The 11,643-nt window shown below is 57.7% G+C and carries 14 protein-coding genes and 2 tRNA genes; 7 read left to right on the top strand and 9 right to left on the bottom strand.

Annotation, left to right across the window (positions count from 1 at the left end):
* From NZ740_07840 to NZ740_07830, 3 genes are all read right to left on the bottom strand, one after another.
* Window positions 1-668, bottom strand: a 668-nt coding sequence (locus NZ740_07840) for an RluA family pseudouridine synthase (GenBank protein MCS6771920.1), incomplete at its 3' end; no start/stop codon positions are given.
* Window positions 669-741: 73 nt separating this feature from the next.
* Window positions 742-2,307 carry a glycine--tRNA ligase gene (locus tag NZ740_07835; GenBank protein MCS6771919.1) on the bottom strand — a complete coding sequence of 522 codons (1,566 nt, stop codon included), beginning with the start codon at window positions 2,305-2,307 and terminating at the stop codon, window positions 742-744.
* Window positions 2,308-2,395: 88 nt separating this feature from the next.
* The gene (locus NZ740_07830) at window positions 2,396-3,340 is read right to left on the bottom strand and encodes an NADP-dependent oxidoreductase (protein ID MCS6771918.1); all 945 of its coding nucleotides are present in this window, start codon (window positions 3,338-3,340) and stop codon (window positions 2,396-2,398) included.
* Window positions 3,341-3,405: 65 nt separating this feature from the next.
* Between NZ740_07830 and NZ740_07825 the strand changes: the two genes are divergently transcribed.
* On the top strand, window positions 3,406-3,711 hold the full coding sequence (locus tag NZ740_07825) for a SelT/SelW/SelH family protein (GenBank protein MCS6771917.1): 306 nt from the start codon (window positions 3,406-3,408) through the stop codon (window positions 3,709-3,711).
* Here NZ740_07825 and NZ740_07820 read toward each other — a convergent pair whose 3' ends face one another.
* Complete coding sequence (locus tag NZ740_07820) at window positions 3,712-4,413, bottom strand: M50 family metallopeptidase (protein ID MCS6771916.1); 702 nt, start codon at window positions 4,411-4,413, stop codon at window positions 3,712-3,714. It lies immediately after the preceding gene.
* A complete protein-coding gene (locus NZ740_07815) occupies window positions 4,410-5,216 on the bottom strand; it encodes a lipopolysaccharide kinase InaA family protein (protein MCS6771915.1) in 807 nt (268 codons plus the stop codon). Before NZ740_07815 ends, NZ740_07820 begins: the two co-directional genes overlap by 4 nt.
* Before the next feature lie 93 nt (window positions 5,217-5,309).
* On the opposite strand from NZ740_07815, the gene rpsT reads away from it, so the two are divergent.
* The gene (gene rpsT / locus NZ740_07810; GenBank protein MCS6771914.1) at window positions 5,310-5,579 is read left to right on the top strand and encodes a 30S ribosomal protein S20; all 270 of its coding nucleotides are present in this window, start codon (window positions 5,310-5,312) and stop codon (window positions 5,577-5,579) included.
* A 182-nt stretch (window positions 5,580-5,761) separates the two neighbouring features.
* Here the strand turns inward: rpsT and lptE are convergent, their stop codons facing one another.
* The 3 genes from lptE to NZ740_07795 form a co-directional block, all read right to left on the bottom strand.
* Complete coding sequence (gene lptE, locus NZ740_07805; GenBank protein MCS6771913.1) at window positions 5,762-6,283, bottom strand: LPS assembly lipoprotein LptE; 522 nt, start codon at window positions 6,281-6,283, stop codon at window positions 5,762-5,764.
* Complete coding sequence (bamD, locus tag NZ740_07800; protein MCS6771912.1) at window positions 6,270-7,256, bottom strand: outer membrane protein assembly factor BamD; 987 nt, start codon at window positions 7,254-7,256, stop codon at window positions 6,270-6,272. The genes lptE and bamD overlap by 14 nt, the downstream gene beginning before the upstream one ends.
* A gap of 58 nt (window positions 7,257-7,314) precedes the next feature.
* A tRNA-Arg gene (locus NZ740_07795) sits at window positions 7,315-7,391 on the bottom strand.
* Window positions 7,392-7,546: 155 nt separating this feature from the next.
* Here NZ740_07795 and NZ740_07790 point away from each other — a divergent pair.
* The 5 genes from NZ740_07790 to NZ740_07770 all read left to right on the top strand — a co-directional run bounded on the left by NZ740_07790 (window position 7,547) and on the right by NZ740_07770 (window position 10,636).
* Entirely contained in the window at window positions 7,547-8,290 is a 744-nt protein-coding gene (locus NZ740_07790; protein ID MCS6771911.1) for a hypothetical protein, read from the top strand.
* A gap of 315 nt (window positions 8,291-8,605) precedes the next feature.
* Window positions 8,606-8,833, top strand: coding sequence for a 50S ribosomal protein L28 (gene rpmB / locus NZ740_07785; GenBank protein MCS6771910.1), 228 nt, complete (start codon window positions 8,606-8,608; stop codon window positions 8,831-8,833).
* 26 nt (window positions 8,834-8,859) lie between these two features.
* A complete protein-coding gene (locus tag NZ740_07780) occupies window positions 8,860-10,155 on the top strand; it encodes a citrate synthase (GenBank protein ID MCS6771909.1) in 1,296 nt (431 codons plus the stop codon).
* On the top strand, window positions 10,152-10,556 hold the full coding sequence (locus NZ740_07775) for a hypothetical protein (GenBank protein ID MCS6771908.1): 405 nt from the start codon (window positions 10,152-10,154) through the stop codon (window positions 10,554-10,556). The genes NZ740_07780 and NZ740_07775 overlap by 4 nt, the downstream gene beginning before the upstream one ends.
* 6 nt (window positions 10,557-10,562) lie before the next feature.
* Window positions 10,563-10,636: transfer RNA gene (locus NZ740_07770), tRNA-Arg, on the top strand.
* Window positions 10,637-10,788: 152 nt separating this feature from the next.
* Here NZ740_07770 and NZ740_07765 read toward each other — a convergent pair.
* Window positions 10,789-11,643 (bottom strand): type II and III secretion system protein, encoded by an 855-nt coding sequence (locus NZ740_07765; protein ID MCS6771907.1) that lies wholly within the window; start codon window positions 11,641-11,643, stop codon window positions 10,789-10,791.

Below are 11,643 nucleotides of genomic sequence, written 5' to 3'. Positions count from 1 at the left end.
GCGTATTGTTTGTCGCCAACAAGCGGATGTCCGAGGGATTGCAGATGGATCCGAATTTGGTGGGTCCGGCCTGTCACAGGGTGCGCCTCGAGGAGCGACGCGATTTCGTTTCGGCGGATCAGACGGAACTCCGTGATCGCATGTTGGCCGCGGACAGGTTTTTCTACGCGGATGGTCCGATCGGGAAATGCACCGATTGTTAGGGCGCGATATATTTTGGAAATTCGCTGTTCCCTAAATTGGTCAATCAAGAATTCCCTGGCTTCCGGCGAGCGGGCAAAGAGAAGGCATCCGCTGGTTTCCCGGTCGAGACGGTGCACGGGAAAAATCTCCGCGCTTCCCTGGGCCTGGAGGCTGCCCTCCGCTCCCGCCGGACCAGTGCTTTCCATGCCCGCTGGCTTGTCGACCACTATCGCATGCGGGTCTTCGTGGAGAATGCGAAGAGGGAGCGACAGGGAAGGGAAGGGAGTTGGCTCCGAACGGACTTCGATCTCATCACCGGTTTTGACGGGGTGATGAGCGATCCATATGCGTTTCTTGTTTACGAAAACCCTCCGTTCGTCGAGCAGGCGCTTGGCCGCCTTGCGAGAAAGTCCGAGTCGAAGCGCCAGGAAGCGGTCCAATGTCAATCCATGTTCAGGTTGTTGCGCTTGAAATACGGCGGTCACTGTCGTTCGCGCTGCGAGGGTAACCGATCACGGAGCAGCCCCAAGTGGCCGACGCGCGCCGGAAAGCCAAAAATTACTCAACAAGGGCAGCCAGTCGGGGAGCAAGCTCATCAATCGGTACGCGCTCCTGTCGCATGGAGTCGCGATCACGCCAGGTCACGGTGTTATCTTCGAGTGTCTGGAAATCGACGGTGATCCCAAACGGCGTGCCGATCTCGTCCTGTCGGCGGTAACGTCGGCCGATGGCCCCGGACTCGTCGTAAAAGATCGACCAGCGACCCCGCAGACGCGCATAAATGTCACGGGCCTTTTGAACGAGCTCCGGCCGATTTTTGAGCAAGGGGAAAATGGCCGCCTTGACGGGGGCGATTTTCGGGTCGAATCGCAGGACGACGCGGGTCTCTTCGTTGCCCTTGTCGTCGGGCGCTTTGTCCTCCGCATAGGCATTGCAGATCAACGCCAACACCAGCCGATCCACGCCAGCGGACGGCTCGATCACGTGGGGCAAGTATCGGCCTTCGAATAATTTAGAGACAAACGCTCGGGCCTGTTCCGCACTTTTGCCCGACGCCTGCCATCGGCGGACCACCTTCTCGGCAAATTCAGAGCGGGCCGAGGCATCCAATCGGGCGGCAGCAGTTTTCAATTCCTCATCGAAAAACTCCATGGATTTGCCGCTGTGGATCTGGTGTTGCGATAGGTCGAAGTCGCTCCGCGCCGCGATGCCTTCGAGCTCTTGGATTCCGAACGGGAAGGCGTACTGAATATCGACGCAGGCGCGCGCGTAGTGCGCAAGCTCCTCTCGGGGCTGCCAATATTCCACGAGCGATTCCTTGGGCAGCCCGATGGAGCGATACCACGCCATTCGATGTTCGACCCAGTATTTGTGCCAAACCTCCCACCCCCAATCCGGGCGCGGCTCAGCCGACCAGTCCGAAATCTCCGTCGGGGTAGCCACACGGCCGGCAATAAGTTCCACCGCTTCGTCCGGCCGAATGAAAAACTCAAGCTCCATTTGCTCGAATTCTCTCGAGCGGAACGTAAAATTTCTTGGTGTAACCTCGTTGCGGAACGCCTTACCGATTTGACAGATTCCAAACGGAATCTTTTGCCGCGACGTTTCGAGGACGTTCTTGAACTGGACGAAAATGGCCTGAGCGGTTTCCGGCCGCAAATAGGCGATGTTGTCTTCGCTCTCGATCGGGCCGACAGTGGTTTTGAACATCAGGTTGAACGCTCGTGGTTCCGTTTTCTCGCCAGGGCATTCGCGGACAGTTTTGCTGGGCTTCTGAGGACAGGGGATCTCGCCGATTTGGTCAGCCCGAAAACGGCCTTTGCAGGTTTTGCAGTCAATCATGGGATCCGAGAAGGTGTCGACGTGCCCCGATGCCTTCCAAATTTTGGGGTGCATGATGATGGTTGCGTCGATGCCGACCACGTCGTCGCGTGTCCGCGTCATGGCGCGCCACCACAATTCGCGGACATTGCGCTTCATCTCCGCGCCAAGCGGCCCATAATCCCAAAAGCCATTGATGCCGCCGTAAATTTCGGACGACTGGAAGATGAATCCTCGCCGTTTGCACAAGGCGGTGAGTACTTCCATGAAAGCGGTCTGCTGCGAGTCAGGCTTAGAAGTCATGGGCGCAGAATGGGCGATCTAAGACCCACCGTCAAGCCGGTGGGCCCCCGCGCGTCCAAACTTCGGGCCTAAATTCCGACAGCCCCGATTAGATCACCAACACGATTTTGCCGCGGGTATGGCCCGTGCGGCTCATGCGCTGCGCCTCGGCCGCCTGTTCCAGGGGTAGCTCGGCCGTCAGATGCGTCTTGAACTTGCCAGCCTCAATCAGGCTGGCCAGTCGTGCCAGTTGCCGGGCGTTCGGCGCGACGAACACATATTTGAGCCGGAGGCCGCGCGCGGATTGGGCTTCTGGAGTAGGCGCGAGGATGGTCACGAGGGTTCCACCTTTGCGTACCGTCTGAATGGATCGCACCTGGACGCTTTCCCCCACCGTGTCGTATGCCACATCCACTCCCTTCGGCGCGAGGGTGCGTACCGCCTCGACGAAATCGGTCTGGGTGTAGTCGATCACCTCATCGGCGCCCAGAGATCGGACATACTCATGATTATTCGCGCTTGCGGTGGCGATCACGCGCGCTCCTTTCCATTTCGCCAGTTGGACTGCAAATCCGCCGACCCCGCCCGCCGCCGCATGGATCAGGATCGTGTCGCCCTTTTGGAGCTCGGCGGCATCGAATAGCGATTGCCAAGCTGTCAACGCCGCAAGCGGGATGGATGCCGCCTGTTTGAAATCCATCGAGCGCGGCTTGAGTGCCACATTTTTCTCGGGCAGCACCACGTATTCCGCGTAGCAACCGTCCTTGATGACGGGCTTCCGCGCATAAGCGTAAACGGCCGCTCCCTTTTTGAAGCGGCGGCAGCCGGGCCCGAGTTTTTCAATGGTGCCGGCGACATCCCAACCGGGGATGATCGGGAACTGATGGGGCATTCTCGTCTTCAACAGGCCTTCGCGAATTTTCCAGTCCACCGGATTGACGCCGGCCGCATGGACGCGGATCAATACCTCGCCCTTCCCCGGCTCGGGCTTCGGAAGATCCCGAATCTGAAGGACGGACTCATCGCCGAAATTATCGAAACACACCGCTTTCATAAGACTCTCCTTTCCTCAGCACCCGTAATATAGTTGGTTATCGTATGTCCGCCAACGTTCACGCCATGGAGAAACCAGTAGTGACGATCACTTACTGCGCTGGATGCCGCTGGATGCTTCGGGCAGCATGGATGGCACAAGAAATCTTGAGCACATTCGAGGCGGAAGTAGGTGGCGTTTTGCTGCGCGTCGGGTCGGGTGGAATTTTTGAAATCCGGGTGGGGGAGCATCTCGTCTTTTCCCGAGCGATCGAGGGAGGATTTCTCGAGATCAAGGAAATCAAGCGCCGCCTGCGGGACCTGATCGCGCCCGGTAAATCGCTGGGCCATATCGAACGCGCGAGCCCATCTTCGCCTCCGGCCGAGTCCTGATCACGCGGACGAGCGCTGAATCAACCAATAGGCGAACTTGAACGCCCATTGCATTGCTTTGTTCAACATAACCAAGGTCTTGGAACATTCATGGGTCAGAAGCCCAACGAAATCTGTCCAGTCGGGGGATCCAACGGCGATGATCCAAAGCGCAATTCCAATCGCGTTCAGCAGGAGGATGATCGAGTAGGAAAATAGGCGTCCATGCTCATGAATATCGGGTTGTCGGATCGTAAGCATCGAAATGGTAGACGTGACATGGAAACCGTAGGTCAACCCGACCATCCCGAAGACGAGCGGCTCATAGGTTGTGATATCCACGAACCGAGCCACGAGCGCCGCCGCTCCGATGACCAGCATGGTGTAAAAAGGGAAGAAATAGGGGGCGAGAGAGATAATCCAGTTGGATTTAGAAACCACCACGCTTCCTCCGTGCCGGTGTACGCGCAATTTGGAGACCCGGGCACCCATCAAAAGCGCCCAGAACGCGTGGGTCAATTCATGGCCAAGCACGTACAGCCGTGTTGTTCGGGGAGTTATTATGAAAATTGCGATCCAGGCCAGGAAGCCGGCCGCGAGGGCAAGGAGGGTATGACGATGGGATCCTACCTCACCGGGCCGCAATCCAGCGAGCAGACGCAGCGCCGCCACAGCCGCGCTCCAGGCAAGAGGTAGGAGGGCGAGCCCGATCAGGGCCTTCATGGACCGCATCTCGTTCGCACCTCATGACGCAATCGGCGACGGGTCCACCAACGAATGACCCAAGGCACCCATTTCTGCGCGAGCCATGGATACTCGGCCGACGCCTGCTCCAGAAACGCGAAACGCTCGGTATTGGGGACCCACTTGCGAAGCGAGCCGTTTAGTTGGACCAAATTCCGCAGTACGCCACGCAGACCCGGTCGCCGCCCGGCGTGGACGCTTTCGAGATCGATCCAGACGAGAAAGCGCGGCTTCGGGGACCAGGAAGCGTCCGTCAACAGGTTCAGCGCCTTGGTGTCGTCGTGGTAGACCCCGACTCGACCCAGCTGCAGCCACGCTTCGCATACCTGCTGACGCCAGGCGCGCCACGAATCCTCCGTCATATGGTTTCTGTGCCGCCGGAGCCATTCGCGGAGATGGACGGCGCCGGGCTTTTCACGCATAACGAGGCAGGAATCGAAAGGCGCTATTTCCGGCGTATTTTCCACGAAGCCGACGGGCTCGACGGTCGGAATCCCGAGGTCGCGAAGCGTCAGTCCCGCGGCGTAGGCAAGCCGCGCGCGGCTGGGCCGCAATCGGTCGAAGTAGCGATGTTTTCCGTAAAATTTGAAGATGAGTCCCTGGCAGGACGGAGTCGGACACCGGAGAATACGTCCGATCCGTCGCCTCCGCGTGGTCGGCGCAGAGGCCAGTGCTTGGGCGGCAAGAAGCGTCAGCGAATTGTCCGCGGAGGCATGCAGCAAGTGGTTGCGAAAGAGCGCCCTGGCACGGAGAAAGGGGTCAGAATTGCCAGTTGACTTCATGGATTCGAACCGTAGTATGTCCCAGCTTTTGAAGGGCGGGTCAATGGCTCGCCGCGCGGGCGCCCCAAGGTCCTGCGTGAGGAGAATGAAGGTATGGCGCATACGAAACAAGCACTGAAGCGGCATCGTCAGAGTGAGGAAGACCGGCTCCGCAATCGGGCGGGGCGCTCGGTCATTAAGACCTTTCAGACGAAGCTGACGACCGCCATCGCGGCGAAAGATGCAGTTCGGGCGGGCGAGATGTTCAGCAGATACTGTTCGGCGCTCGACAAGGCTGTCAAAAAGGGAATCATCAAGAAAAACGCGGCGATCCGAAAGAAAACGCGAGCTGCTAACCGACTTCGATCCCTGGCTTCCGCTTAAGCGCCGACGTCGAATTTCGTAGTTGGCTGGACATATCACAGAGGTTCAGCCAGTTTCCCTGATACGGATTACAGTTCGGTTAACGGCGCAACGAACCGGGAATCGCTCGTAAAGCCGGGGCCCTATTATAGAAAAGATTTCAGAGGAATTCTCGCCAACTCGCGGCGAACCTCCGACAGTGCTCACCAGGCTTCCACCATTTGCTGAACAATATTGCGGGCCAAATCCGCCGCGGCGACCGGCAGGCCGGTTAGCTTGGACGAGGAGAGATCTCCAGTCACATTGAAGACGCCTTCGCCGCGAACCGAAGGCCTTTCGACGATCACTTCACCGGTGGTTTGGCGGCTCATGACCATGGCGGCTGACAGTTTGATCCGGTATTGCCGCACATTCGAACGGTCGCGCGCATCAAAAACCACAGGTTCGAGGCGATATTCCCGCAGACGAACGCGCAGGACGGCATCCGCCTCATCCTCGTTCGCGAGCTTGAGAGAGCCATCGCGTTGAAGGGCCTCGATAACCGCGCGCTGGCATTCCGCTTCAATGAGCGGTTCGGACGTCTCGTTGACAAACGAAGGCACATAAACGGATTTGATGTCGGCCGGCAACATGGATCCAAGCCGATAGCCGGCGCAGCCTGTACCCAGGAAAGCGAGAGATCCAAGGGCAACAATGGCAATCAGAGCGACGCTAATTCTTTTCATCGGACGGCCCAACCCTGTTTGACAAAACCTCGACGCGGATTTTTGCGATAGACGCCCATTCGGAGTTCGGAAACTGGCGGATGAAATTTTCATAGGCCTGCTTCGCCGCTTCGGGGCGGCGGACCACGCGGTCGTAAAAAACTGCTTTCTCATACGCCATTTTCGCACGCCGTCTGAGCAGGTTGTCGCGATGGGCGCGTGCAAGTTCGGCATCCTGCGAATTCGGGTAGGTATTCAGAAAAAAAACAACCGCGGCCCAGGCTTGGTCCAGCGCCTCTTCGTCATTTGGCGACTCCTCGGACAGCCGCACGAGAGCGCGCATTCGGCCCAGTGCGGCTTTTTCCGCCCAAGGCGAGTCAGGGTATCGGTTTTGAGCCGTCAGATAGGCGACAACGGCCAGTTCGAGCTGTTCGCTGCGTTCGTAGGCCCAGCCGATCCGAAATTGGGCTTCCGCTGCGAAGGGGGCACGCGGCGCATTTTGAATGACCTTTTCAAAATAGGGAATGGCGCGCTCCGGCGCCTCGAATCCGGGAAAGATCAGAAATCCTCCGCGCCGTTTTTCCATCAGGGTGCAGGCGATGTCGAACTGCCGCTGGATGACCTTGTCGTAATCGTATCCAGCCGTATAACGCGTTGCGAGAGTGTGATATGCATCAAATGCATTCTGAAGCTGGCCCCGCTCGTCGAGCGAACGAGCAAGGCCCAACTGGGCCGCCGCGGCTTCCGGGCTGCCGGGCCAGGTGACAACAAGCGCTCGATAGGCTCGAGTCGCCTTTCGCAATTTCCCTTCTTCATGCAGTCGCCGAGCGTAGACGAGCTGCTCGGAGGGGTTTTTTTTCTGCGGGCGGCTCAGGCTGAACCACGAGTGTTTTTTTGCGCTCTCTTCATAGGGTCGGGCAGCAGGCGCGGGCGGGGAAGATGCGACCATCAGCGCAAAGATGATTGCAGTCCGCAGGATGGCCACCCAAGTCATGGGCGAGAAAGTAGGGGACCAAAGACTGACGGTCAAGAGCGGCGTACCTTGAAGAGTATGGCGTCCCCGGAGAGAGTCGAACTCCCAACCTTCTGATCCGTAGTCAGATGCTCTGTCCAGTTGAGCTACGGGGACGGCGAACAGAATGATCGTCATGTATAGCCAAGGTGTCCCCGACTTGCAACAAGTATCAGCCCCGACCTCCGAATACGGTTGGTGCGTCGCACGCAGATTTTTATGGCAAGCCGGGTTAATCCTTTTATAAGCTTGCAGTCGTCAAGGAGAACGCTATGACCAAATCCAGCATAACCATCGTGTCGTCCCTGTTCGCTATCGCCGTCATGGCCAGCGCCGAGCCGCAGCGAACGTTCCTCACCACCGAAAACCAGTTTCCAGAGAGAGGCCGCTTGGAACTGGGTTACGGGTTCGACGGCCGTGCTTATGATGGTCTTGACCTATACACACATTCCTTGAATGCCCGTTTGGGGCTGCTGAAAGATTTTACTGTGCGAGTCCAGGTTCCGGGCATCGATCGCCAACCGGAAATGGGCAACAGCGAGTTCGGTTTGGGCGACGTATCTCTCGGATTTGATTTGGTTGCCTATCAGGACGTTTTCTCCTTCCCCTTTCTCATTCCGCATGCGGACATCTCCTTTGCGACAGGGGAAGAGGAAAAAGGCCTCGGTGCAGGTGAAACCGAATTCAGGATTGGCGTAGCGATCGGGACCAAAACCCATGAAGCGATTTGGTGGGTGCTGGACGCAAGCTACTCTACCGGGGATCTTCTCAACAGCGATGAGATTCTCGACCTCGGCTTGTCCGTGCTTTGGGAGTTGTCCGATCAGTTTACCGTCGCGGCAGAGGGCTTGATCAGGCACATGGAAGAAACGGACTCCGAAGCCGTTCTCGCCGGCGCCAGCGCAACGTACAAGTGGACGCCCAGCTTTCTGACAGGCGTATTCGCCGGCAAGTGGAATGAAAACGACACCGGCGAAGACACGGTGCTGAAGGTTTCAGCCGCTTACGCATTCTGAAAGACGGGCGGATTTCCGTTTCAGAGTCGCCCCCATGCGGCGAAAGTGCCGAAATGTAGAGTGCCTATCTAGCTGATCTGGGTTCTACCCTTACTCGTACCAATCTTTTGTTGGAATTCCTCTGCGCGATGGGAAAGCAGCGCGGGAAATTAGAGATCCATGTTGGAGATGCTTTGATCGTCGTCCAGGAGCGATTCAATCCGAGTAGATTCACAATCCGCCGAAATGCGGCTGAGGATAACTGGCCTCAGAAATCCTCTTGCGGCTCGGTGCGGATCTTCGTAGGGTGTCAAACTTGTTTAGGGAGAATGCGATATGGCAAATGTTTGTGAAATCTGTGGCAAGGGCCCGGTAACGGGGAATCGTATAGTGCGGCACGGTTTGCCCAAAAAGAAGGGGGGGATCGGGTTGCACACCACGGGCGTCACACGGCGCCGTTTCCTTCCCAATGTGCAGAGGTTGCGCGTCAAGATCGGCACCACATCCCGAACGATGCGCGTTTGCACAGCCTGCGTCAAAGCAGGGAAAATCCTGAAGGCTTAAGCGGTCAGTCGGAGGGAGCCCCCATGATGGAGGAGCGCCAGGTTGGTACCGCGGATTTGATCATCGGCGATCGGAAGTTTACGTACCCGATTTATGAAGGGACGGAAAAAGAGCGCGCGATTGATATCAGAAAATTGCGCGCCGATACCGGTCTGATTACCTACGATCCCGGATTCGTCAACACGGGCTCTTGCCAGAGTTCGATTACCTTTCTCGACGGGGAAAACGGAATCCTGCGATATCGCGGCTATGACATTCAGGACCTGGCGGAAAATTGCGAGTTCATCGAGGTCGCCTATCTCCTGATCCATGGAACTCTTCCCAATCGGGCGGAGCGCCAGCGGTATGCAAACCTGCTGAACAAGAACTCGATGATTCACGAGGATATGCAGCAGCTCTTCCGCGCCTATCCCGAAACGGCGCATCCCATGGCCGTCGCATCCGCCATCGTGGTTTCGCTCTCCAGTTTCTACCCTCAATTGGAGAACGAAGAGGAGGAAAAGAGCATCGCGGCCACCCGGCTTATTTCCAAGATTCGGACGATTGCCGCGTTCTGCTATAAGAAATCGATCGGTGAACCGTTTGTATATCCCAGCAGCAAACTTTCGTTTTGTGAGAACCTCCTCAACATGATGTTTGCCTCGCCGGTCGCCGACTACAAGATCGATCCGGTTCTCGTCAAGGCGATGAACCAGTTGCTCATCTTGCACGCCGACCATGAGCAGAATGCCTCGACGTCCGTCGTTCGGATGGTCGGAAGCACCGGCGCCAACCTATATGCCTCGATCTCCGCGGGCATCAGCGCGCTGTGGGGACCGCTCCATGGTGGTGCCAACCAGGAAGTCATGGAGATGCTCGAGAACATTTATCGCAGCGGCGGAGACGTGGACAAGGTGATCCAGCGAGCCAAGGATCCCAACGATCCTTTCCGGCTCTACGGATTCGGACACCGCGTGTACAAGAGTTATGATCCGAGGGCGAAAATCGCGAAGAAAATCTGTACAGCGGTGCTCGGGAAGCTCGGGATAAATGACCCACTGCTTGAAATCGCCATGAAACTGGAAGAGCGCGCGCTGAACGACGAATACTTCATCAAGCGCAAACTCTATCCCAACGTGGATTTTTATACGGGTATCACTTACAGGGCGATGGGCTTCCCGACCAACATGTTCACGGTCCTGTTTGCCATCGGGCGACTGCCAGGCTGGATCGCCCAGTGGTACGAGCTTCACAATGATCCGCATCAGAAGATCGGTCGGCCCCGACAGGTGTATGTAGGCCCTGCATTGAGGCAGTTTGTGCCGATCGACCAGCGGACGTGAAAAAATCAAAATCCAGAACGCCCCGCAGGCCTCAAACGGTGGAACTCAGGTTTCTCGAGGGCGTGCGCCGCCGCGTGCCGGGTCATGTGCCCGTCCTGCAGGCGCTGGGAAGCCTCTACACGCGGATCGGCCGATACGAGGAGGGGCTCCAGGTCGATCTCGAACTGACCAAGTTGCGCCCAGATAGCGCGGAGCACTGGTACAACCTCGGCTGCAGTTATGCTCTCCTCAGGGAGACTGACAAAGCGTTCGAAGCGCTCAACAAGGCGGTCGACCTCGGCTACTGCGACGCGGAATGGATGCGCAAAGACGAAGATCTTGAGTCGCTGCGTAACGACCCCCGTTTTGAGTCGCTGCTCGAACGAATGGCTTCAACGCCCCGCTGGGAGTCGAATAGCTAATTTTTTGCGCTCGTAGCTCAACTGGACAGAGCTTCTGACTTCGGATCAGAAGGTTGGGGGTTCGAATCCCTCCGAGCGCGATTTACCGACCGAGGTGGATAACCGACCCGTTCGGTTTTCGAAAATCAAATCGCGAGGACGGCGCTTGTTTGAGATTGTGTCCCTATCCTTTGCGATTTGTCAGGGCTTCGGCCGACGCAGGGCGGCCCAACGCCGTGTGCAGGAGGGTCTGTCAAGGGGCGGCGCGGCGCCTGCCACCCGGAAGCGGGGGATGAGTGGGCTGGATGCGAGGAGTCAGATAAATTTCAAGTGATTCAATCTGTTGTTCTCCGGACATCCCAACAAGAAAACGGCTGTAAAACTCGGAATGCTGGCCGAGTCCGCCTATTCGGACCGTTTCGCCATCCCTCGCTATGATATCCGTGGAGAGTGCTGCGAAACGGATCCGCGCCGGGTGTCCGCCATCGCGGCGACGCAGTTCTGGCGTTATGCGCAACCGAATTTCCGGGCCCTCGCCGAGAATCACCGGCTGGACATTCAGAAAGGCGCCCACCCGCTGCCACTCGACCCGTGATTGGATCACGCCACTATCCGACGCGAATTGCAGAAGCCAATCCAAATAGGGCACTTCTTCGCCGATCGCGAGAGACGACTCCCGACCGCTGCCGACGAGGAGTGTCTGAGTGATTGAGCTGGAATGGGTAGAGGAGTGGTGGTACACGCGGGGTCGGAACCGGACCGCTCCAAGCCCTTCGGTTCGCTCGAGAACGATCGAGCCGCTGGCCTCAATAGCGGCACCCGATTCGCGAACCCGGGCTGCCGGCACGATCTGCACTTCAATCAGCACGTTGCGGGGAGGGGGCGCAAATTTTTTCATCAAATCGGCCACGAGGGCGTGGCGTTCTGGCGTCGAAATGACCAGCAGCCGTTGACCTGAGGGATCAACCGTTGCGTTGCCTTCCGGCCCTATCACGAATCGTACGGCTTCGAGAACAGTCTGAGGGTCCGCGCCATTCAAGGGATAAATCTCCAATTTCGAGGTCGCCTGCGCCGCCGCGAGTTGGGCCACAAGAAGCAACGCGACCAT

Source organism: Kiritimatiellia bacterium (genome assembly GCA_025054615.1).
Classification (GTDB): domain Bacteria; phylum Verrucomicrobiota; class Kiritimatiellia; order CAIVKH01; family CAIVKH01; genus JANWZO01.
This window is presented reverse-complemented; position numbering and strand designations above follow the sequence as displayed.